This window comes from Shewanella litoralis, from assembly GCF_009828585.1.
GTDB classification, from domain to species: Bacteria; Pseudomonadota; Gammaproteobacteria; order Enterobacterales; family Shewanellaceae; genus Shewanella; species Shewanella litoralis.
The window spans coordinates 44,114-67,632 of record NZ_WSRZ01000008.1 but is presented as its reverse complement, the minus strand read 5'-3'; the positions used below and the strand labels follow the sequence as shown (position 1 = coordinate 67,632).

Annotated in this window: 21 protein-coding genes; 7 read left to right on the top strand and 14 right to left on the bottom strand. The window is 44.1% G+C overall.

Translation table 11 applies throughout. From position 1 onward, the window contains the following. The first annotated feature begins 433 nt into the window (after nt 1-433). From GQA99_RS08540 to GQA99_RS08525, 4 genes are all read left to right on the top strand, one after another. Nucleotides 434-1,963 (top strand): Re/Si-specific NAD(P)(+) transhydrogenase subunit alpha, encoded by a 1,530-nt coding sequence (locus tag GQA99_RS08540; protein ID WP_160053473.1) that lies wholly within the window; start codon nt 434-436, stop codon nt 1,961-1,963. 11 nt (nt 1,964-1,974) lie between these two features. Beyond that, nucleotides 1,975-3,459, top strand: coding sequence for a Re/Si-specific NAD(P)(+) transhydrogenase subunit beta (pntB, locus tag GQA99_RS08535; RefSeq protein WP_160053472.1), 1,485 nt, complete (start codon nt 1,975-1,977; stop codon nt 3,457-3,459). A gap of 103 nt (nt 3,460-3,562) precedes the next feature. Beyond that, on the top strand, nt 3,563-4,585 hold the full coding sequence (locus GQA99_RS08530; RefSeq protein WP_160053471.1) for a sensor domain-containing diguanylate cyclase: 1,023 nt from the start codon (nt 3,563-3,565) through the stop codon (nt 4,583-4,585). Nucleotides 4,586-4,902: 317 nt separating this feature from the next. Further along, entirely contained in the window at nt 4,903-5,601 is a 699-nt protein-coding gene (locus GQA99_RS08525; protein WP_160053470.1) for a DUF3581 domain-containing protein, read from the top strand. A gap of 217 nt (nt 5,602-5,818) precedes the next feature. Here the strand turns inward: GQA99_RS08525 and GQA99_RS08520 are convergent, their stop codons facing one another. From GQA99_RS08520 to hldE, 3 genes are all read right to left on the bottom strand, one after another. After that, on the bottom strand, nt 5,819-6,292 hold the full coding sequence (locus tag GQA99_RS08520; RefSeq protein ID WP_160053469.1) for a TetR/AcrR family transcriptional regulator: 474 nt from the start codon (nt 6,290-6,292) through the stop codon (nt 5,819-5,821). A 247-nt stretch (nt 6,293-6,539) separates the two neighbouring features. After that, nucleotides 6,540-7,502 carry a hypothetical protein gene (locus tag GQA99_RS08515; RefSeq protein ID WP_160053468.1) on the bottom strand — a complete coding sequence of 321 codons (963 nt, stop codon included), beginning with the start codon at nt 7,500-7,502 and terminating at the stop codon, nt 6,540-6,542. A gap of 3 nt (nt 7,503-7,505) precedes the next feature. Further along, complete coding sequence (hldE, locus tag GQA99_RS08510) at nt 7,506-8,936, bottom strand: bifunctional D-glycero-beta-D-manno-heptose-7-phosphate kinase/D-glycero-beta-D-manno-heptose 1-phosphate adenylyltransferase HldE (RefSeq protein ID WP_160053467.1); 1,431 nt, start codon at nt 8,934-8,936, stop codon at nt 7,506-7,508. A 105-nt stretch (nt 8,937-9,041) separates the two neighbouring features. Here hldE and GQA99_RS08505 point away from each other — a divergent pair, with 105 nt between their 5' ends. Then, nucleotides 9,042-9,968 (top strand): LpxL/LpxP family Kdo(2)-lipid IV(A) lauroyl/palmitoleoyl acyltransferase, encoded by a 927-nt coding sequence (locus tag GQA99_RS08505; protein ID WP_160053466.1) that lies wholly within the window; start codon nt 9,042-9,044, stop codon nt 9,966-9,968. A 48-nt stretch (nt 9,969-10,016) separates the two neighbouring features. Here the strand turns inward: GQA99_RS08505 and GQA99_RS08500 are convergent, their stop codons facing one another. Together GQA99_RS08500 and GQA99_RS08495 are read right to left on the bottom strand one after the other, a co-directional pair. Continuing rightward, on the bottom strand, nt 10,017-10,403 hold the full coding sequence (locus GQA99_RS08500; RefSeq protein ID WP_160053465.1) for a hypothetical protein: 387 nt from the start codon (nt 10,401-10,403) through the stop codon (nt 10,017-10,019). Nucleotides 10,404-10,495: 92 nt separating this feature from the next. Continuing rightward, nucleotides 10,496-11,164, bottom strand: a complete 669-nt coding sequence (locus tag GQA99_RS08495; RefSeq protein WP_160053464.1) for a nitroreductase family protein — start codon at nt 11,162-11,164, stop codon at nt 10,496-10,498. Nucleotides 11,165-11,314: 150 nt separating this feature from the next. On the opposite strand from GQA99_RS08495, the gene GQA99_RS08490 reads away from it, so the two are divergent. Together GQA99_RS08490 and GQA99_RS08485 are read left to right on the top strand one after the other, a co-directional pair. Continuing rightward, entirely contained in the window at nt 11,315-11,995 is a 681-nt protein-coding gene (locus GQA99_RS08490; RefSeq protein ID WP_160053463.1) for a Rossmann-fold NAD(P)-binding domain-containing protein, read from the top strand. 124 nt (nt 11,996-12,119) lie between these two features. Further along, nucleotides 12,120-12,299: a helix-turn-helix domain-containing protein gene (locus tag GQA99_RS08485; protein WP_160053462.1), complete on the top strand. Its 180-nt coding sequence runs from the start codon at nt 12,120-12,122 to the stop codon at nt 12,297-12,299. Nucleotides 12,300-12,410: 111 nt separating this feature from the next. Here GQA99_RS08485 and nqrF read toward each other — a convergent pair whose 3' ends face one another. The 9 genes from nqrF to GQA99_RS08440 form a co-directional block, all read right to left on the bottom strand. Next, nucleotides 12,411-13,628, bottom strand: coding sequence for an NADH:ubiquinone reductase (Na(+)-transporting) subunit F (nqrF, locus tag GQA99_RS08480; protein ID WP_160053461.1), 1,218 nt, complete (start codon nt 13,626-13,628; stop codon nt 12,411-12,413). Nucleotides 13,629-13,652: 24 nt separating this feature from the next. Then, complete coding sequence (gene nqrE / locus GQA99_RS08475; protein ID WP_160053460.1) at nt 13,653-14,261, bottom strand: NADH:ubiquinone reductase (Na(+)-transporting) subunit E; 609 nt, start codon at nt 14,259-14,261, stop codon at nt 13,653-13,655. 9 nt (nt 14,262-14,270) lie between these two features. Then, nucleotides 14,271-14,891 (bottom strand): NADH:ubiquinone reductase (Na(+)-transporting) subunit D, encoded by a 621-nt coding sequence (locus GQA99_RS08470; RefSeq protein WP_160053459.1) that lies wholly within the window; start codon nt 14,889-14,891, stop codon nt 14,271-14,273. Continuing rightward, nucleotides 14,892-15,659 (bottom strand): Na(+)-translocating NADH-quinone reductase subunit C, encoded by a 768-nt coding sequence (locus tag GQA99_RS08465; RefSeq protein ID WP_160053458.1) that lies wholly within the window; start codon nt 15,657-15,659, stop codon nt 14,892-14,894. Next, nucleotides 15,649-16,860 (bottom strand): NADH:ubiquinone reductase (Na(+)-transporting) subunit B, encoded by a 1,212-nt coding sequence (locus GQA99_RS08460; RefSeq protein WP_160053457.1) that lies wholly within the window; start codon nt 16,858-16,860, stop codon nt 15,649-15,651. Before GQA99_RS08460 ends, GQA99_RS08465 begins: the two co-directional genes overlap by 11 nt. Next, complete coding sequence (locus GQA99_RS08455) at nt 16,860-18,236, bottom strand: Na(+)-translocating NADH-quinone reductase subunit A (protein WP_160053456.1); 1,377 nt, start codon at nt 18,234-18,236, stop codon at nt 16,860-16,862. Before GQA99_RS08455 ends, GQA99_RS08460 begins: the two co-directional genes overlap by 1 nt. Nucleotides 18,237-18,506: 270 nt before the next feature. Beyond that, nucleotides 18,507-20,291, bottom strand: coding sequence for a heme ABC transporter ATP-binding protein/permease CydC (gene cydC / locus GQA99_RS08450; RefSeq protein WP_160053455.1), 1,785 nt, complete (start codon nt 20,289-20,291; stop codon nt 18,507-18,509). Further along, entirely contained in the window at nt 20,291-22,069 is a 1,779-nt protein-coding gene (cydD, locus tag GQA99_RS08445; protein ID WP_160053454.1) for a heme ABC transporter permease/ATP-binding protein CydD, read from the bottom strand. The genes cydC and cydD overlap by 1 nt, the downstream gene beginning before the upstream one ends. A gap of 167 nt (nt 22,070-22,236) precedes the next feature. Further along, on the bottom strand, nt 22,237-23,310 hold the full coding sequence (locus GQA99_RS08440; protein WP_160053453.1) for a DUF3626 domain-containing protein: 1,074 nt from the start codon (nt 23,308-23,310) through the stop codon (nt 22,237-22,239). Between the last annotated feature and the right edge of the window lie 209 nt (nt 23,311-23,519).

The following is a 23,519-nucleotide window of genomic DNA, read 5'->3' as shown; positions in this document are numbered from 1 at the left end:
AGCTTACTACTAGGTTCGAAAACCAAAAAAGAATAAAAGATAATTTTTTATTCCATTTAGGAATATGCAAAGGTGTTTTTTTAAGCTACAAAAGTGTGGCGGAGTTAAAAGTTTTTAAATTACCTCAATTTAAAACCAAGGAATTAGCCTAAAGGCACTTGTACCGAACACGCCTCATGTCGCAAGCTAGGAGGTCCAATTAACTAATGAAAAACTATCAGGTTGATTGTTCTCTGAGTAAAACGACATATGAATATGATATCGCGATGTCATAGCAATGCCATTGGTTAAATAGTTTACCCGACTTCAATGGTCATATGCTGCACTTTTTCTACCCGCTAAGTGCCCATGTGAAGCAAGTAATACTCAAACACAATGGTCTATTGATGGGGAAAGCAATAGACGGTCTTTTATTAACCATCAGGAAACAGTCATGCAGATTGGAATACCGAGAGAAAGTATCGAAGGTGAAACTCGAGTCGCGGCGACTCCAGCCACTGTGGTACAGCTAAAAAAGCTCGGCTTTAGTGTGGCAGTCGAAGCACAGGCAGGTGTAAAGTCGAGCTTTGATAATGCTGCATTTGAAGCCGCTGGGGCTGATGTAGTCGACGATGTGTATCAAGCAGACTTTATTTTTAAAGTGAATGCACCGTCCGATGAAGAAATAGCAAAAATGAAATCGGGCACCACTTTGGTCAGTTTTATTTGGCCAGCGCAAAATCCAGAGCTAGTTGAAAAACTTTCAAGTCAAAACATTACCGTAATGGCAATGGACATGGTGCCGCGTATTTCACGCGCCCAATCACTAGACGCATTATCGTCAATGGCCAACATTGGTGGTTATCGCGCGGTGATTGAAGCCGCACACGAATTTGGTCGTTTCTTTACCGGGCAAATTACTGCTGCAGGTAAAGTGCCACCAGCCAAAGTGTTGGTTATTGGTGCTGGTGTAGCCGGGCTTGCCGCGATTGGCACAGCAGGCTCATTAGGCGCCATCGTACGCGCATTTGACACTCGTTTAGAAGTCGCTGAACAAATTGAGTCAATGGGCGGCAGCTTCTTAAAGCTTGAGTTCGAAAACAAAGAAGGCGGTTCATCTGACGGTTACGCCAAAGTCATGTCAGATGAATTTATTGCCGCTGAAATGGCGTTATTTGCCGAGCAAGCGAAAGAAGTCGACATTATTATCACTACCGCGCTTATTCCTGGTCGCCCAGCGCCAAAACTGATCACTAAAGACATGGTAGACACCATGAAACCGGGGTCAGTGATTGTCGATTTAGCGGCTGCAACAGGTGGTAACTGTGAATATACCGTCACAGGTGAGCGCTTTATTACCGACAACGGCGTTAAGGTATTGGGTTACACCGACTTACCCGGTCGTTTACCAGCGCAATCGTCACAACTTTATGGCACTAACCTAGTCAACTTGATGAAGTTAATGTGTAAAGCCAAAGACGGTAATGCTGTACTCGATTTTGATGATGTGGTGATGCGTAACATGACAGTGACTCGTGGCGGTGAAATTACCTTCCCACCACCTGCTATTTCAGTTTCAGCAGCGCCAGCCAAACCAGCAGCGAGTGCAGAACCTAAAGCCGCTAAAGTAGAAAAAGCCCCATCAAAGCTTAAATACATCTTAGGGGCGCTGGGGATTGCCGGCTTTGCAGCTGTAGCATCTGTGGCACCTGCAGAGTTTTTATCACATTTTACCGTGTTTATTTTGTCGTGCGTTGTAGGTTACTACGTGGTTTGGAACGTGTCTCATGCGTTACATACACCGCTAATGTCAGTCACTAACGCCATTTCCGGCATTATTGTGGTAGGTGCGCTATTGCAAATAGGTCAAGGCTCAGCCCTTGTCACTGCACTTGCGTTTGTCGCGGTGCTTATCGCCAGTATTAACATCTTTGGCGGCTTTACCGTCACTCAGCGTATGCTGAAGATGTTCCGTAAAGATTAAGGGGTAATATCGTGTCTCAAGGACTGGTTACAGCATCTTATATCGTTGCCGCGGTATTTTTTATTCTCAGCCTAGCTGGGTTGTCAAAACAAGAAACGGCTAAAAACGGTAATTTATTTGGCATTATTGGTATGGCGATTGCCCTTTCGGCCACCATACTCAATCCTGCTACGAGCGGCGTAGAATGGATTATTCTCGCCATGGTCATTGGCGGTGCTATTGGCATCCGCTTAGCATTGAAAGTCGAAATGACTGAAATGCCTGAGCTGGTCGCCATTTTGCACAGCTTTGTTGGTTTAGCTGCGGTATTGGTAGGCTTTAACAGCTTTATTGATATTCAGCCCCATGAAGTGTCTGAAGTCGTGTTGGTATTAGGGCAAGACTTGAATACCACACTTGCCACGGCAAAAGCGGCATTTATCGAAGCCAACGCAGCCCAACAATCCGAACACCTAACCGGTGCCATGCTCAATATTCACTTAGTTGAAGTGTTTTTAGGCGTGTTTATCGGTGCAGTAACCTTTACCGGTTCTATTGTGGCCTTTGCTAAGTTACGCGGACTGATTTCATCAAAAGCGTTAATGTTACCGCATCGCCACAAGCTTAATTTGCTTGCGGTAGTGGTTTCATTCATTTTGATGGTGATGTTTGTTCAAGCCGGCGGCGCAATCACACCGCTCATTTTAATGACCTTAATTGCCTTTGCATTTGGCTGGCACTTAGTGGCATCAATTGGCGGTGCAGACATGCCTGTAGTGGTATCAATGCTGAACTCATATTCAGGTTGGGCCGCAGCAGCAGCGGGCTTCATGCTATCAAATGACTTACTGATTGTTGTGGGCGCACTTGTGGGCTCATCGGGTGCGATTCTGTCTTACATTATGTGTAAAGCCATGAACCGCTCGTTTATTTCAGTGATTGCTGGCGGCTTTGGTAACGACAGCGTTGCATCATCTGGTGATGAAACCGTGGGTGAATATCGTGAAACTACCGCTGAAGATGTCGCTGATATGCTTAAAGCATCGGACTCAGTCATCATCACCCCAGGTTATGGTATGGCAGTTGCGCAAGCGCAATATCCAGTCGCTGAAATCACTAAAAAGTTACGTGCATTAGGCATTAAGGTTCGCTTTGGTATTCACCCTGTTGCTGGGCGCTTACCCGGCCACATGAACGTACTATTGGCAGAAGCTAAAGTGCCTTACGATATCGTGCTCGAAATGGACGAAATCAACGAAGACTTTAGCGATACCGATACTGTTTTAGTGATTGGCGCCAACGATACGGTTAACCCTGCTGCGATGGAAGATCCAAATAGCCCTATCGCGGGGATGCCAGTACTCGAAGTGTGGAAAGCACAAAACGTGATTGGCTTTAAACGTTCAATGAATACCGGTTATGCCGGTGTACAAAATCCATTGTTCTTTAAAGACAATACCCAAATGTTATTTGGCGATGCCAAAGACAGCGTAGAAGCGATTTTAAAAGCACTTTAACGCATACATTATCAGTTAAAATACCAGCTCATTAGCTGGTATTTTTTTATCTAAAAATTCGCTAAACTAGACAAATATGACTTAAAGGGATTATCGGTTATCAATGGCATTGCAGGACAACATGACTCCGCTGCAGCTTGAACTTGAGCAATGTAAGCTCAAAATTATGCAATTAGAGCGTGAGAACAGCCACCTTACCCTAGTGAACAAACGGGTAAATGAGCAACTCAATGCTGCCCTTGATGGCACTGGGTTATGTCTGTGGGAGCAACACATTCCTAGCGGTAATCTGACCATTTTTAACCAACAATGGGGTCATTTACTCGGCTTTACTCGTCAAGAGCTTCCTGCCCATATCGACAGTTGGAAAAACAATTTACATCCAGAAGACAAAGACTGGGTGATAGCTGCATTTGAAAGCCACGTCGCAGGCCAAGCTGAAACCTATGAAGCGGTGCATCGCATGATCCACAAAGATGGCACTGTGTCATGGGTATCTGACCGTGGCCGAATCATTGAATATGATATCAATGGCAAGCCATTACGTATTATGGGAACCCATATTGATGTCACCAAAGAAAAACGTTACGAAGAAGATTTAGCCAAACTGGCTCACCGGGACCCGCTCACTAACTTGCTCAATCGTACCGCCCTAGTAACGGCCTTTGAACAAGAAAAACAGCATAATGATAAACACCACCTCGGCGCGTTGTGCTTTATCGATCTTGATGGCTTTAAAGTCATTAACGACCATTTAGGCCATCGTTATGGCGACAGTTTACTTATTCATATTGCCAAAGATCTTACTCGCATATGCCAACAGCTGTTTTCACCCCCTGATACTGCAAGTAAACAATATCGTTTTCATGTTGCCCGCTTTGGCGGTGATGAATTTGTCATTTTAACTCAATGTTATGATATTGATGTTTTAACCCAGATGGCAAAAAGACTACTGGACTTATATCGAAAACCGCTCACACTTGACGGCGAAACGATAAACATCGGTTTAAGCATAGGCATCAGTTTATTCGACGAACTCGATGAGTTTGCTAACGTATGCGAGCAAGCGGACAAAGCCATGTATAGCGTCAAAAAGCACGGTAAACACAACTTTTTATTTTGGTAAAATTTGCCACTTGGCGCCTTACATCAATGAAAAAACATCCCTGTGATTCATAAAATTTTGTATAATTTCGCAACCGCATTCATTGTCGTTCATCCCAAAACATACCTGCATAATCGACAAACTATAGACAAATTAACCTTAAGTGCGAAACAGGCCCTAGTCATCGGGTGAGTTTATTGTGAGTTTTAAAGTACACTCTGGCTCAATTAGCAATTTTATTAATATATTGTTGCCCAAAAGCATGTTTATTGCTGCATAATCAGTAACAAACCGCCGCTGTGCGATAGCAGACAACTGACCAATAAGAATTATTCTTTATGTTTTTATCACCTTATTTTACTAAGCAAGATCAAAGTGTGTTTATCTCTGCCCAGCAGGCGAGCGACTTTGCCAAAAAAGTGGCAGAAGACTTTAACCCTATCCATGATGTCGGTGCCAAGCGTTTTTGTGTGCCTGGCGACTTACTCTTTGCCTTGGTATTAACAGAATACGGTTTAAGCGCGAACATGAAGTTTAAGTTTGCTGGCATGGTGGGTGATAATGTCGAACTGCATCTTGATAAAAGCGTTACCGACAAGTTCAGCATTTGCGATACCAAAGGGAAAGAATACTTACACATTGAACGCCAAGGTGAGGTATGCAAGTGCGATGTACAAACCGCGGCATTTATTAAAAGCTATGTGGCGTTTTCAGGGCTTAACTTCATCCATGTGTTGATGCCAATGATGAAGCAACATCAAGTGATGATTAACCCAGACCGACCATTGGTTATTTACGAGAGCATGTCGTTCCATCTTGACCACTTTGACTTTAGCACCATGAGCTTACATCTCGTTGACCAGGCCCTCGTCATTAATGGCAAACGTGGTGATGTCACCCTAACTTTTGAGCTACAAAGTGAAGGTAAAGTGATTGGTAGCGGTATGAAAACGTTAGTGTTGAGTGGTCTACGTGACTATGACGATGAAAAAGCACAATTATTGTGTGACGCCTATGAAAGTAGAAAACAGCGTTAATTGTATTTAAAAAAACGCGGGCTGCACTTTACTGTGCAGCCCGCGTTTTTTTACCATTTCCTATCCTGTTTCACACTCAATTTAACCCGTAAATTGTTGCGCTTCAGGCCATGGTATGTCGGTGTTTTATTGATCATAGCGTCAATTTAAGCACCGATGTGTTACTTACAAGGTAAAATGACTATTTAGCCAAATTTTTTACTCTACGATCAATAGCTTATTGCGCAGTTTTTCCATCTTGTAACAGTACTAATGCACTGTGTCCAATTAGTTGCTCAACACACTGGCTACCTGCCTCAGCAAAATGACTGATTGCAGCCTCTTTTACCGTGTTTAGCGATTTAAGCGTTTTTACATTGTCATCCACACTACCGCACAAACTAAAAAATAGTTGTAATACGGCTTTGCGCTCAGGGTGTTGCATCAATGCATACCAAGATTGCTGTAGTGACTCAATTGAGGAAAAATCTAATCCCTCAATAAAAAACTGCCCTATGCGTTCATCTAAACGCACTAAAAACTCCGTTTTACGTGGAAAGTGATGGCTAATACCAGTTCGGCTTACCCCAGTGGCTGCAGATAAGGTGGTATATGACATTGACTCAAAACCAATCGTGAGGATTTGTTTAAAGGCTTCGTCTAAAATTTGGTTAACGGTTAACTCAGTTTCAACGCGTGAACGCTTGGCCATAAACGTGGTCTCTCTAATTATTTTGGTGCAAGAGCTTACCAGACCATACTAGAAAATTCTGCTAAGAATTAGCAAATTTACAACATTTTTAACCGTACAATATCCAGAAAATGAGTGTAAAACAGAACATTATCGCGATAACTAATGGTTTACCCCTTTAAAATCAAAGGTTATAGAAATTGTCTGATAAATGATTTGCAGGCCGTAAAATAAGAGGTGTATTTTTTGAGTTACAAAGCGTTACAAATTATTGAATTGTGTTGAACTGATTTTGTAGCCATTGCTGCGCCGAGTCTTTGCCCATCAGCTGCTCAAGAGTTGGCGATAACACTTCAACCAGCTTAGGTTGACGCCAAAACATATACCCAGGCAAAGGTTGGACAACACCGGCACCAAATGTGCGTTGTATTAGACTAGAAAATTCAGCCATATCACGCTCAGACCACAACGGCATGAACGGATACACAGCGGCAATAAAATCATCATACCGAATAAAATTCTGCAATTGCTCAATATTATAGTGAGTTAACGCAATTTGCAGTTGTGGTGCACTCCAATGCGTTAAATTACCACTATCGTTAATTAATGCCAGATTACGTCGGTGAAATTGCTGCCACGCAAGATCTAGCTGCGGATAGTGCTGTGCAATTCGCCACAGTAAATACAAATCAGCCAGCCATTCATGTTGATATTCAGTTAATACACCCGGTAAGATTTTGTTTTGCAGACGTATATTGTGTAAATGCCCTATCTCATGCCATAAGGTTAATTGTGCTTGTTGCCTTAAAGGTAATTGATAGGTTGTTAACCCTATAGAGCCACTTTGCTCAGCAATGTCTTTTGTTGGATTAACTACAATGATGCCGGCAATATGATCATCAACAGCCGACAACACCATCGCACTTTTATACCCCATTGCGGCACGAATCGCTTGTGGCGAAAACCCACCTTGTTGTTGCAGGGATTGAGGCAATAACTGCAAGCAAGCGGGTAATTGAGGTAACTGGCAAATTAACGCACGCTTGATGCCGATATCAATAAAATATCCCTGGGAATGAGGCGATATTGCCATAGTATCTACTGGCAATGACGCCGTTACAGCATGCTTAAGCTGACCTGATGGTGCAGATTGAGTCGATAAGGTTTCACTGGCAACGCTAGTGCAGTAACCCATAAGGCCGATGAATAACCATTGCCAGTGTTTAACCATCAACTATTTTTTCGACATAATATTTTGGATGATAGCAGTGGTTGATACACCCTCTTCAAATCCAAGCACTTCCACCTTGCCTCCGGCGGCAATCACTTCTGCGCCGCCAGCAATATCTTCTACTTTATAATCTCCACCTTTGACGAGAGCATCAGGCAACAAACGGGCAATCACACGCTGCGGTGTATCTTCAGCAAAAGGCACAACCCAATCCACAGATGCTAAACCCGCCAGCACCGCCATACGGCGATCAACAGGGTTAACCGGGCGACCAGGGCCTTTTAAACGCGTTACAGAATCATCATCATTAACCGCCACAATTAAGCGATCGCCTAACGCTTTAGCCTGCTGTAAATAGCTCACATGACCAGCATGTAAAATATCAAAACAACCGTTAGTCATCACAATACGTTCGCCACGTAATCGCGCCTGCTCCATTGCATAGGCCAATTGATCTTCTGTCATTACCCCAAAACCAGACTCACCATGATTGAGGGCTAACGCTTGAATAAGCTCAATGCGGCTCACGGTCGAGGTGCCGAGTTTACCTACAACCACACCCGCAGCGGTATTCGCTATCGCACATGCTTGCGCTAAGGTTGCTCCTGCAGCAATCGATGTCGCTAACGCTGAAATCACCGTATCACCCGCGCCTGTAACATCATACACTTCACGGGCAACTGTGGGGATATGCAGTTCAGGCTGATCTTTAGACACTAAAGTCATGCCCTTTTCAGAACGTGTCACTAAAATGGCTTTAAAGTCATGTTGCTTAATTAACGCCTGCGCTTTTTCAATCAGATCATCTTCACCCGTTACGGTACCCACGACGGCTTCAAACTCACTCATATTAGGAGTGATAAGTGATGCACCATGATAGCGTGCAAAGTCATGGCCTTTAGGGTCGACCAATACAGTCACGCCTTTTGCTCGGGCTTTGGCGATAAAGTCTTTCGGCTCGTTAATCGCGCCTTTGGCATAATCAGACAGCACTAACACATCAACGTTATCTAAAATCGTTTCACTTTGATCAAATAACGCCTGGCTACTGGCTTTATCGAACGATTCTTCAAAATCTAAACGGATTAATTGCTGGTTACGAGATAAAACCCGCAATTTCGTAATCGTGGGCTTATCGGCAACACTTAACCATTGTGGCTCAACCCCAAACACTTTAACCCCCTGAGTTAACGCATCTGCAGTGTCATCTTGGCCCACAAGGCCGGCTAAATGAACATGCCCGCCCAGAGCAGCAATATTCAAGGCCACGTTGGCCGCGCCGCCGGGTCTATCTTCAATTTGGTTAATTTTAACAACAGGCACAGGCGCTTCGGGAGAAATGCGTCCAGTTGGACCCACCCAATAGCGATCCAACATTACATCCCCAATCACTAAAATACGCGCGTTTTCAAACGCTGGGAGAGAAACCTTCATTATGTATTCACTGTGTTGCAAAAATTTAACCGCAATTGTACCTAATTTTCAGCAGAATAATGAGTTAGAATGACAAATAATTTTTGAAAACAAGACGAGTTATCTGTGGTCGAAAAAGCCGAATTTTCTTCTGATTTATATCATCCTAAACATTGGCCTATGTGGTTTGGCGTATTATTAATGCGCACCACGTTATTGCTGCCCTTGCGCTGGCAAATGAAAATGGGCAGCGCCATTGGCCGCCTAGTTAAAAAATTGGCTAAAGGTCGTGTGCACACAGCGCGTCGCAATATTGAGTTATGTTTTCCAGACATGAGCGACACAGACAAGCAACAACTCCTCGACCGTACCTTTGAAGAAACCGGCAAAGCGTTATTTGACACCATTAATGCCTGGTGGTGGTCAAATGATCGTATTCAACAACACATGACCATTAAAGGCACTGAACATGTCCGTGACAGTCTAAACAGTGGTAAAGGGGTGATTTTATTTGCGGTGCATTGCTTACCACTTGAAATGGGCGCACGCATCTTTGGCCAATTTGCCCCCGGCATTGGGGTATATCGTCCGCATAACAATCCGGTGATGGAGTATTTGCAGGTAAAAGGTCGTTTACGCTCAAACAAAGGCCTGGTGCCAAAGCGTGATGTACGCCAAATGATCCGCAGCTTACGCGCACCGGATGTTATCTGGTATACCGCCGATCAAGACTTTGGCCGCTCAAGCGCAGTATTTATCCCGTTTTTTGCCGTACCAGACGCGGCAACGATTACCGGTGCCACCTCATTGGCTAGACTCGGTAAAGCCAATGTATTGCCTTTTTTTGTTGAACGTAACGCCGACGACACAGGTTATAATCTCGAAATTATGCCGGCGCTCGACAACTTCCCTGGTGACAACGAAACCGACGATGCCATTCGCGGTAATCAAATTGTTGAGCAATTAATTAATCGCAACAGAAGCCAATATATGTGGCTCCACCGACGCTTTAAAACTCGGCCAGTTAAAGGCTCACCGTCGTTATACAAATAATGAAAAAGCGCCATGGTGGCGCTTTTTTATTTAATCTTTAACAATGCTTTAAGTCTTTTTAGTCGTAAACTCAAATTCCTGCGAGATATGTGCCGCTTTAAATCCAGCCGGATTTTGCATTAAATTGGTCGCAATAAAATCAGCCGCCATACCAAATGGTTTTTTATTAATTTGGCGCATAAACATCATTCCTTGCGCGGATTTAGCGCTCAGATACGAATAAGCCAAACTATTACATTCAACAACCCAATCGGCGGTGACACTGGCCGCCTCTGTTCTTGGCAAACAACTTAACCCAATTGAATCTTCATTAAGTGTAATCGACAACTCAACGAGATCGCCCTGAGCCGATTGGGTTTCTTGGATGTCAGCCTCAGCTAACATCGACATCATGCCGCCCAAAGTCAACGCCAGTACTGCACTTATTAACTTCATATTAACTCCCTTTAATACTTTATAGCTTGAAACACTGCCACGATAGCCATCATACCTCGGCCGAAATCATGACTGCGAATGCCTTGGTCTATTTACAAAAAGTCACACATTTCATTCAGTGATTTTTTATCCATTGCATGCTGTGGAACTGTGGCATTGTCGGCTGGATAACCGGCAATAATTAACATATAAGGCCGCTCATTATCATTGTCTCGGCCGCATACTTTACTCAAAAAACTCATGGGTTTAGGGGTATGAGTTAATGTACCAAGCCCGGCATGATGAAGCGCCTGAATTAAAAAACCGGTCGCTATCCCCACAGACTCGTGTACATAATAATTGCTCTTTTGCTCACCTTCATCTTCGCTACGTTTTTGACTAAACACCGCAATCAACCAGGGTGCATGTTCTAAATACGGTTTGTTCGCATCTGTACCTAATGGTTTTAACGCATCTAGCCACTCTTCTCCAGCTCTGCCAGCATAAAAAGCCTGCTCTAACGCTTCAGCTTGTTGACGAATTTGTGCTTTTATCTCAGGGCTATTAATGGCCACAAAGTGCCAGGGTTGATGATTAGCACCATTAGGCGCTGTGCCTGCTGCTAAAATACATTGCTCAATAATGGCTTGCGGTACGGCGCGATCGGAAAAGGCCCGAATAGAGTGACGACGCTTAACCTGCTGGTAGTTATCTTGGGCACGTTTAAGCATTTCATCTTGCGGGTATTCTATAAAATCGGTAAGCGGCAAATGCGCTGTCATAACATGTCCTTAAAATGAGCCGATTAAGATAATGCTATAAGCTAACAAACATCACTAAAAATGCTATACAAATATTCTTATTGAATCCCTATCGCCGACAGATTACAGTCAATAGCATGAGTTCAACGTTTTAGCATAATAAAGGATTATATGATTGCAGCGATAATGGGTGCGACAGGCTTAGTAGGTAATGCATTACTGAGTCAATTAATTGAAAGCGAACAATACAGCAAAGTTATTGTGATTGGACGTTCAACACCTGCACTAGTTGAGCATCAATTTGGCGCTGAAAAAGTGCAATTTATTGCCTGCCAGATTGATGAAATACGTGAACTCAGCTTACCTGATAAAATCGACCATGCATTTTGCTGCCTCGGCACCACCATAAAAGAAGCCGGTAGCGAAGAAGCCTTTATTCAAGTCGATAAACTTGCCGTACTCGCCTTTGCCAAATTATGCCTGGTACAAAATAATCCCACACTTAAATTTATGGTAGTCACCGCTCAAGGTGCTAGTGCTAAATCGACAGTGTTTTATAATCGAGTAAAAGGTGAACTCGAACAAGGATTAACGGCTATGGCATTGCCTGTGCTTAATATTTTTCAACCCAGCTTATTATTGGGCGAACGTGCTCAAGGGCGTTTTTTAGAAGGGATAGGGCAAGCTGTGTTTAGCCTGTTCAGCTGGCTTTTTATTGGGCCATTACATAAATACCAACCTATTGATGCTAATGCCGTTGCGCAGGCGATGTACCAAGTCGCACTTAAACCCCAAACCGCGCCAACAACCAAAATTATCACCAATGTGATGATGCATAACAGTCAGCATTAAGCCTATATTTACATAGCCTAAGCTCGAAATACGAAATACGAAATACGAAATAATAGCGAAACGAAGCCAATAGATTAACAATGTAAAAGACTCTAGCAAGCAACCGATAAGGATGGAGAAGAATATGAGTGACAATGATTATTTAACTTTAGATGAAGTCTGCAAAATACTTGATAAAAGTCCTACAACGATTAAACGCTATGCCCGAGAGAATCTGTTATCGAGTGAGCAAAATGGTGAAGAGCTGAGTTTTAATAAAGATGAAGTGATGCGCTATTTGGCTTTTTCAGAACGTTTAGGTTAATGCGAATAACACCATCTAGCACATAAAAAATCCCCAAGCGCTAAACGCGCTTGGGGATTTTTGTTATCTCACCGCTACACTAAATGGGCGAAACCTTAGAACACAGTGACACTAATCGCCAAAATCATCGAGTAAGATGTTTTCAGATTCAACACCTAAACTTTCTAGCATGGCGATAACTGATGCATTCATAATTGGAGGGCCACACATATAAAACTCACAATCTTCTGGCGCTTTATGCTGTTTTAAGTAGTTCTCATACAGCACGTTATGAATAAAGCCGGTGTAACCCGTCCAGTTATCTTCTGGCAAAGGATCAGACAGCGCGACATGCCAGACAAAGTTATCATTTTCGGCAGCTAATTGATCAAAGTCGTGTTGATAAAACACTTCACGGGTTGAACGAGCTCCATACCAGAAACTCATTTTACGCTTGGTTTTAACACTTTTTAATTGATTAAAAATGTGCGAACGCATTGGCGCCATACCGGCACCACCGCCAACAAACACCATCTCAGCATCGGTCTCTTTAACAAAGAACTCACCAAATGGCCCTGAAATCGTCACCTTGTCACCGGCTTTTAAATTAAAGATGTACGATGACATTTTGCCTGGTGGTAACCCTTCTTTTGGCGGGGTCGCAATACGCACGTTAAGCATAATACGGCCCTTTTCATCTGGGTAATTTGCCATTGAGTAAGCACGTAATACGTCTTCATCTACCTTAGACACTAAGTCGAATAAACCGTACTTAACCCAGTCACCACGATATTCTTCAGGAATATCAAAATCGGCATAACGCACTTCATGCGCAGGGGCTTCAATTTGAATATAACCACCGGCTTTAAATAGCACTTCTTCGCCATCTGGAATTTTTAACAGCAATTCTTTAATGAAAGTTGCCTGGTTATCATTTGAAATAACCTCACATTGCCACTTTTTAACCCCAAAGATTTCTTCGTCAACTTCAAGTTCCATGTCAGTGCGCACGGTAACCTGACACGCCAATCGACAACCTTCTTTGGCTTCTTTTTTAGTAATATGGTCCAGCTCAGTGGCTAAAATATCACCGCCACCAGACTTTACTGTAACGCGACATTGACCACAAGTACCACCGCCACCACATGCAGACGGAATAAAAATTTGCTGCCCTGCTAACGCGCCAAGTAACTTGTCGCCCGCTGGCGTTCTTACCGTTTTATCTGCTTCACCGTTAATGCTAATAGTGACATCTTCGGTACTGACTAACTTACGCTTGGCGAGTAAAATCACCATTACTAGGATGCATACCACAACGGTAAACATGCCTATACCTATTGCCATTTCCATTACATAGCCCTTCTTATCAATGCGTTATAACGTGATGCCAGCAAAAGACATAAACCCAAGTGCCATCAAACCTGTAGTGATAAAGGTAATACCGATACCTTGTAAACCATCAGGTATGGCATGAAACTTCATTCGCTCACGTAAGCCTGCAAGTAATACAATCGCCATCGCCCAACCCACAGCTGAACCCGATGCAAACACCACCGATTCGGTTAAGTCATAGTCACGGTTAGCCATAAAAATTACCCCAGCAAAAATGGCGCAGTTTACGGTTAGTAGCGGTAAAAATATCCCCAATGACTGATACAAAGTAGGAATGTAACGGTCTAAAAACATTTCTAAAATTTGCACTAATGCGGCAATAACCCCAATAAAGGTAATGAGCTGCAAGTAGCTTAAATTTAACTCAGGAAAACCTGCCCAGGCTAACGCACCAGGCGCAAGAATATTCACATAAATGATTTGATTTAATGGCACAGCAAGCACCATTACAACAATCACGGCAATCCCTAAACCAAAGGCGGTAGAGACCTTTTTAGACACGGCAAGAAACGTACACATACCCAGGAAAAAAGACAGGGCCATGTTGTCGATAAATGCAGCTTGGATAAATAAATTAATATAGTGTTCCATGATGCTTCCTTATCTGCGCTTACGCTGAACGACTTTAATGGCCCAAATCATCACGCCAATTAAAAAGAATGCACTTGGCGGTAACGTGAACATTTCGTTAGCAAGGTACCAGCCACCGTTTTCAATGGTGGTGAGTATGTCGTGACCAAACAAACTGCCACGGCCTAACAATTCACGAACAAAAGCAACGCCCAGTAAAATTAAGCCATAGCCCATGGCATTGCCTAATGCATCAACCACAGCTAAATGCGGCGGATGCTTCATGGCAAAGGCTTCAGCACGGCCCATGATGATACAGTTAGTAATGATCAAACTGACAAACACAGATAACTGTTTTGACAGTTCATACGCCACATCTTGCAGCACCATATCGACAATAATCACCAATGAGGCAATCACGGTCATTTGCGCAATAATCCGCACACTGTTAGGAATAAAGTGGCGAATACTGGAGATAATTAAGTTTGAAAATACCAGTACAAAGGTCACGGCTAAGGTCATCACTAATGCGGTTTGCATTGAGTTACTCACCGCCAATGCTGAACACACACCGAGTACCTGCATGGCAACGGGGTTATTTTCAAATATTGGCGATGTTAAAATCTCGCGAGTAGACGTGTTATTACTCATTTACTTACCCTCCGCAGCAATCGCGTGTAGATAGGTTTGATATCCTTCAACGCCAAACCAAAACTCGACTAGACGTTGGATCCCAACACCGGTTCGCGTAGCACCACTGACACCATCGATACCATGAACGTCACCTTCTTTAGCGCCGCCTTTAATGACTTTAATCGCCATTTTGCCTTTTTCATCAAACAGTTTTTTACCCTGCCATAACGCTAACCACTGTGGGTCAGTAACAAAATCGGCAATACCCGGGGTTTCACCGTGTTCATAAATGACGATATTTTCAATGGTATTAAGGTCTGGTTTAATCGCCATATAGCCATAAATAATCGACCATAAACCTTTACCGTAAATAGGCATTACAATACTAGAGAGCTGGTTATTGCTATCGTAAACCTCAAAAATACGGATATCATTTGCCATGGTTTTAATCTTGGCGATGTCTTTTTTAGGCTTACTTGACGTGTCAGGATTAATCGCCGCCATACGCTCGTCATAGTCGAGCAAATTGTCTTTTTCAGTGACTTGCCCACTGGCTAAATTAACCATTTTAGGCTTAACACGCTGCGCAAACAGCTCGCTAAAGTCACCTTGGCTAATATCAATACCCGCGGCTTTCAATACAAACTGCTTCACTTCATCACGCTTTTTAGCCAACTTACGCTCTTTTAAAATCTCGGCAGTACCGGTGATCATAAACGAGCAAATCAAGCTTAAAACGATGATAAAAATCATTGTTCCGGTAACGGTATCTTTTTTAAAGGCCATGACGTTTTAGTCTCCGTTTAATATTGGCTTGAGCGACTAGGTAGTCGAATAACGGTGCCCATAAATTGGTGAACAAAATGGCTAACATAATGCCTTCAGGCATTTTTGCATTGAGTAAACGGATAACGATGGTCATCAAACCAATCGTAAAACCATAAGCAAATTTGGCCTTGCGGGTATATGAGGCGGTAACCGGGTCGGTTGCCATAAACATCATCCCCAAGGCAAAACCTCCTGTCACTAAGTGCCATGTCCACGGCATTGCTGACATAGGATTTCTGCTTGAACCAAAGTAGTTAAACAATAAGACGGTTAATATCATCCCAACCATCACACCCGCTACCACACGCCAATCAGCAATACGGGTCATTAATAAAATACCGCCACCAATTAAAATCGCTAAGGTACTCGTTTCGCCAACGGAACCTGGGGTAAACCCTAAAAACGCATCCCACCAAGTGCTGTCGCTAAACACGCTAAACCAGCTGGCATCGACAAAGCTGAGCTTTTTAGCCACGGTTAGCGTTAGCGTGGTTGCGCCAGAATAACCATCAACCGCCACAAACTGGCTTAATGCGGCCACCTCTGTTGGGTAAGCAAAATAAATAAAGGCATAACCCGCCAGTGCAGGGTTTAAGAAGTTATACCCCATGCCGCCAAACATCTCTTTTGCCACCACAACACCAAAACTGAGGCCTAAGGCCACAATCCATAACGGTGTCGAAATGGGTAGAATAAGTGAGAACAGCAACGCAGTAACAAAGAAGCCTTCGTGTAACTCTTGATGGCGAACTTTGGCAAATACCACCTCCCACACCAGGCTCACTAGCAATGCCGTGAGGTAAAATGGCACGTAAAAACTGGCACCATAGGCAAACAAGCTGATTAAGCCAGAGCTTTCAGTTAACGGGCCAAACAATAAGTTATAAATGGCCAGTTGCCATGCTTCTGGTTGCGAAGCACCAGCCATAATGGCGACCTGAGTTTGTAGCCCCAAGTTGTACATGCCAAATAACATTGCCGGAAATAAACACATGCCCACAATGTGCATGGTGCGTTTAACATCAATGGCATCACGAATATGCACATGGCCTTTAGTGCTGCGGCCATTGGCTATCCATAATGAACGTAAGAAGCTACGCATCGAGTCGCCATGAGCGTAATAGCTATCTTGGCTGGGCTTTTTCTGTTGCTGACTCATTAACCTTCCCTCTCGATAATATCTAGGCAAGCACGAAGTTCTTTACCAAAGTCATACTTTCCTGGGCACACAAACGTACATAAAGCTAAATCTTCTTCATCTAGCTCTAATGCGCCAAGCAGTTGTGCTTCGTCGGTATCTCGGACCACTAAATCGCGCACCAATAAGATAGGGAGAATATCCAGCGGCATAACATGGTCAAGTTGGCCAAATGCCATCATGGCGCGAGGAGAGCCACCTGCATGAGTGGTAAAATCGAATAGTTTTTTGGTGCGGCTAAAGCCAGACATCATGATACCGGTGAGCGAAAACTTATTGTTGTCATGACGCACCCAAGGTAATACTTCCTGGCGATCATTTTCAGTTAGCACACTGACCTGATTATGGAAACGACCAAGGTAATCATAAACCCCTGCCGCAGTGTGGCCTGACAATAATGACCCAGATACGATGCGCGACTGACGCTGGTCAATTTCACTATTAACCCATTCGCTGAGTTTGGCGCCCAATTGAGTACGTACCAAACGCGGTGTTAGTACATTTGGGCCAGCAATAGCAATAATGCGGTCGGTGTAAAGTTCACCGGTTAAAAACAGTTTGCCAAAGGCAATTACGTCTTGATAACCCAGGTGCCACACTTGACGCTCAATACTGACTGGCAAAAGATAATGGATATGGGTACCGACTAAACCTGCAGGGTGTACGCCATTAAAACGCTGAACGCTAATGTCTGATAAGTCATACTCATTGGCTTGCTTTATCAGTGACTCACCGTCGTCCTGACACAAGTACACTGTGCCAGAAGTTAATAGGCTCAATACATATAACCCGGCCTCAAATGCTGCCGTTTGAGTTGCAATCACTACTCGAGGGTCAGCCGCTAACGGATTGGTATCAATGGCGGTGACAAATATGCCAGCAGGAGTCGCATCAAGTTGCGGTACGCGCGAAAACGGACGAGTTCTGAATGCAGTCCATAAGCCACTGTCGACTAAGCCTTGCTTAACGCTTTCAAGACTTAAACCGCTAAGCACCTGTGGTTGCAAAATCTTAGTCGCTGTTTGCTCAGCATCACAATCAATCACTACCGACTGTAATACACGGCGTTCGCCACGATTAATCGCAGATACTACACCACTTGCAGGTGCGGTAAATTGCACTCCAGGCGTTTTTTTGTCTTCAAATAGCGTTTGGCCTGCTGTTACGCGATCGCCAACTTCAACCATCATGGTTGGTTTTAAGCCAACATATTCTTCGCCAATCAACGCCACTTGTGTCGCTTTTGGCGCGCCATCTATTTGCTGTAGTGGTTCACCAGCAATCGGGATATCAAGCCCCCGCTTAATGGTTATCACTGGGTTTGCAACACCAGCCATGTCATTCACCATCTATAAAAAATTTCGATAGCTTATGGTATATGTTTGCAACTGCTAATATATGAACAAAGATCACACTCCCAGCGCAGACTGTAATTTTGAAACATAACCTAATCGCAAATTTGTGAGACGGATCAATTTATCGCAACGAGCGAAATCGCTTTATGTAATTTTTGTATCAGAAAGGATATTAGTTACCTAAGCATTTATGCTTACTCGCTAATAAAGAAAATAAGCATAAATCTCAGTATTAGCGCAGACTTTAGTGGGTTAACTCGCAAAATTTGTACGCTGCAATATGCCCTGTTTGATGGTATAAACCGCATCCATTTTGTCTAAGGCTGCGGTGCGATGGCTAATCATTAATAGGGTTTTATTTTCTGCAAAGTTCAATAACAATGACAGTATTTCGCGCTCGGTACGTTTATCGAGCCCTTCTGTTGGTTCATCTAATAACAATAGCGGGGCATCACGCAATAACGCTCTCGCCACGCCGATTCGACGCTGTTCGCCACCCGATAATTGTCGACCACCTTCCCCTATCCAGGTGTCTAAAGGCTTGTCGCCTTGTAATAATGTTGCTAAACCAACTTGCTGTAATACTTCGACAAATCGCTCATCGTGGGCTTTTTTCGGCTCGCCTTGAATAAACGGCAGCGCCAGCGCTAAATTGTCACGCAATGTGCCAGCAAATAAATAAATACGTTGGCTCACCACCGTCATAGCTGCCCGCAGTTCAGCTTCGCTGTAATCGGCGATGGGGTGCCCATCGAGGGTAATATTGCCTTGCTGCGACAACCATTCTCGGGTAATCAGCCCAAACAAGCTCGATTTACCACAGCCTGTAGGGCCAACTATCGCCACCTTTTCACCCGCGTTTAGGGTTAAATTAACGCCCTGTAAAATCGGTGAGTTTGGCTGATAAGCAAAATGCACCTGATGCAATTGCAACGCACCGGAGCTAACTTGAAGCGAACTTTGATCATTAAAGCTCACAGCGGGGGCTTGTTCAGTGATGTCTGTGACACGCTGTGCGGCAAGCAAGGTACTGGATAAATGTTGAAATGCACCTGCGATGGGCATCATCATCTCAAGGCTGGCCATGGTGGCAAACACCATCAATGCCATTAACGGCCCAGGCGGTACCTTATCGCCCACGCCATGACTGGCCAAATACAACATCACAACCACGGCACTGCCGTTAACCAAAATCAACATGGCCTGGCTTAAGCCGGTAATATTGGCCATGGCTGTTTGTTGGCTAAATAATCGCGCTTGCGCTTGCTCAAGTTTGGCTAAATAACGGCTGTTAGCCGCAAATAGACTTAATTCGGCTTGGCCCTGAATCACATCTAATAACATAACTCGATATTGCTGTTTCGCATCAATTAATGCCCGACCAGGCGCTTTACCAAGCACATAAAACACCACAGGTAGTACGCACCAGGCTAACAATAAAATGCTGCACAAACTCAAGGCTAAGCTGAGATCAAACCAGGCTAAAAAAACAAACAGCCCTGCAATCATCAGTAGCGACGCCACTAAAGGCGTGAGCAAGCGTAAATACAAATGATCTAAGGTATCGATGTCGGCCACTAAACGATTAAGCAAATCACCTTTACGTAAACCTTGCAGGTTGGCAGCACTGAGGGGTAAAAGCTTTTGCCACGCCCAAATACGCAATTGAGTTAACAATTTAAATGTGGCTTCGTGGGTGGCTAAACGTTCACCATAGCGGCTAGCGGTACGGGCAATAGAGAAAAACCGTACTCCGCCAGCTGGGGTAAAAAAGTTAAACATTTGTGCAGTGGCAACAGATAACCCCGCTATTGCCGTGGCCGATAAAAACCAGCCCGATAATGACAACAAACCAATGCCGGTTAATAAGGTGATAAAGGTTAATATTAAGCCGGTCAGCATCATTAGCCATTGGCGACGAAACAAGGCTAAAAACGGCGCTAATACTCGTAATGATGTGCTACGCGTTGATATCGCATGTGCTGCAGTTTGAGGCGCGTCAGTTTGCAGTGAGGTTTGCTCAGTTGAGTGAGTCATTAATACACCTCCTGCTGCTGATTAAGCATTTGCGCTAACAAGCCATCGCTGCCAAGTAACTCACTTGCCTTACCTTGCTGCACAATAAGACCTTTATCCATCACCAACACCTTGTCCATTGCGCTTAAATCATCTAACCGATGGGTAACGGTTAACCCACTCGCGCCTTGCATGGCGGTTTGCAATGACGCCAACACAAACTGCTCGCTTTGAGCATCTAAACTGGCAGTTGGCTCATCGAGTAAAAACAGCTTGGCAGGTTGCGCGAGTGCCCGTGCTAAAGCAAATCGCTGCGCCTGGCCAACAGAAACCCCGGCGCTTTGATCGCTGATCATCAGGTCGAGCCCCTGGGCATGCTGAGTGACAAAGTCGCTAATGTTAGCCTGCTCAAGTAATGCCATAATTTGCGAGTCGGTTAATTGTGGATTAGCCAGTGCGACGTTATCGCGCACCGTGCCATGAAACAATTGCGGATCCTGGCCAAGCCAGGCTAAATGACGTCGCCAATCGGCCAATTGAATACTCGACAGCGATCGCTGATTGATTTTCAGGCTTCCCTTATAGGGTAAAAAACCTAACAAAGCATTGAGTAAACTGGTTTTCCCCGCGCCACTTGGGCCAACTATCGCCCAATGCTCGCCCGCAGGCAGCGTAAATGAAATTGGCCCTAATAAACGCTGACCATCGAGGCTGAACACCTCAAGATTAACAGCTTCAATACTGATGGCATCGGCTGTAAATGGCATTTTGAGCTGGTCATTACCGTCAGCATTTTTACCTTCAACCTGAACATTGAGCAACTCGACCAGGGTTTCAGCAGCACCAATAGCTTGTGCTTTAGCATGGTAATGGGTGCCTAAATCGCGCAGCGGCTGGAAAAACTCTGGCGCTAAAATAAGTACAAACATGCCGGTAAATAAGCTAATACTTACGCCGTAATGTCCAAAATCTAAATGGTCTAAATAACTAAAGCCAAAGTAAACCGCTAGCACGGCAATAGACACTGCAGCAAAAAACTCTAATACCGCAGAACTTAAAAAAGCGAGTCGTAGCACAGACATGGTGCGACTACGAAAATCTTCTGATGCTGTTTCGATATTAACTAACTCAGCTTCACCACGGTGGAATAACTTAACCGTCTGTAAGCCTTTTAAACGATCCATAAAGTGGCCGCTTAACCGAGACAGCGCCTTAACATTTTTGCGGTTAGCATCGGCGGCGCCCATGCCCACCAAAATCATAAACATTGGGATTAAGGGGGCTGTGGCTAATAAAATAATCCCTGCCGCCCAGTTAAGTGGAAATACACACACTAAAATAAGCAATGGAATAAAACCGGCTAACATCATTTGCGGCACGTATTTAGTGTAATAGTCGTGTAAGTCTTCAACCTGTTCAAATACTAAACTCGCCCAGGCGCCTGAAGGTTTGCCCTTAATAAACACAGGCCCTAACTCAACCAACTTATTCAATACGGCTTGACGAATATCACTGCGCAAACGCTTACCCGCCTCAAAACTCACTCGCTCACGCACTTGTGCTAATGCTGCGCGTACCAGCAATAAACCAATTAAGCCGATAATTTCAATGTTCGATGCTTGCAGTGGCATATTTTGCATAATCACTTGCTGCAAAATGCGCGCAATACAATAGGCTTGACCAATAATGGCCACGCCATTAAGCCAGCCACATAAAATAGATAATTTAAGGTAAATGCCACAGGCAGATTGCTGACTTTTAAGCCACTGAGTTAATGATTTTTCTAACGACTTATCCATAACGCTCCGGCAGTGTTGATCTTCGCCCCAAATTGGCTCGCAGTATCGCAGCACTGAGCCAGAGATAACACCTTAAACAGTGTAAATGTTAACTGATTCACATTTTGCTAATGGACTATCAGTAATGGATATCAGTTATAGGGAATCGCGCTTAAATCAAGCTTAAACTACAACAGAAAAGGTTCATTCGAGGGAGTGTGACCGTACTTAACCAACACATGCCATAACAGTTTTAAATCTTGCAGCTTTTTAGTATGCGCACCGCGCTCGCTCCACGAGGTGGGCTGTTTTTGCAGTTGATGTGCCGCGCGGCCAATAATATCGGCATTAATAATGTCATCTTCAGCAATACTTTTTGCCAACTCAGGCATCACCGCACCTCTAAAGTCATCTGGTACATCTGCAATGTGCATTTGTCTGCCGTTGTGCCAATGCAACTCGATTTCATATTCATCGCACAATGCCACTAAAGACTCGCCAATTTTACTGTCTTTAAAAGACGGGTCAGCCACCAGCATAGCAATGTCTTTATCTAGTGACACATCACCGTGAATTTGCGCCTCAATGTAATGGTCTAAATTACCACTGGTCATGCCCTCAAAGCGTGAGGTCACCGGATCGGTTAAATGCTGGCTAAAGTGAGAAATTAACTTGCTCGGTTTAAGGCCTGCACAACCCAAAGCATATTGGCGCTCAAAACTTTCGCTCAATAATGCCGCAAGAATGGCATCAAAACATTTGATGGTGCCCTTTTCTTTGGGTAGTCGATATGAGTCCATATAACTGAAGGTACAACGAGATAATATCTGCGAGTGAGTAATAAAATAACAGCTGCCAAAACGCGGTGCAGGCCCTAACGGGCATAAGCCAAAATCAAGGGCGCCGTATTTGGGACGATGCTTAATACCAGCATAGCTATTGCCAAACAGTTGATTTTCCCAATGATCGCGAGAGCCACCTAGCTCTGGTGACAAATGACCATTAGACACATGGGTTTCAAACTGGCTTTTATACACACCGTCACGCAATAGACCATCGATAACACTTAAGCCTCTGTTATCAATTCGGTCGGGGTGAAAATGCAATGCCACCCGGCTGTGGCTCGATAATTGGCGCATGGCCAACTGCAGCTCTAAGGTAGAAATGTTAGACATTAACAGCACATTTTTGAGCACAGCATGAGCATGGTCTCGCAGCTCGTATGCCGTTTTCTCAATATGTGATAGTGCCGTTAATTTCATCAGTCAGTAATACCTTAACGTTCAATAACTTCAGCTAAGCTGCTCAAGTTAGGTTGTCATTTTATTGTATGTAATAAGTTGAGTTTTAGCACTGATCGATGCCTCAAGATTAACACTATTTCATTCTAAATCATTATATTCGTAAGCCTTGCTCGTCAAATGTTCCCTCAGGCTATTACAGTCTGGCAAACCTACACGCTGTGGTCTGC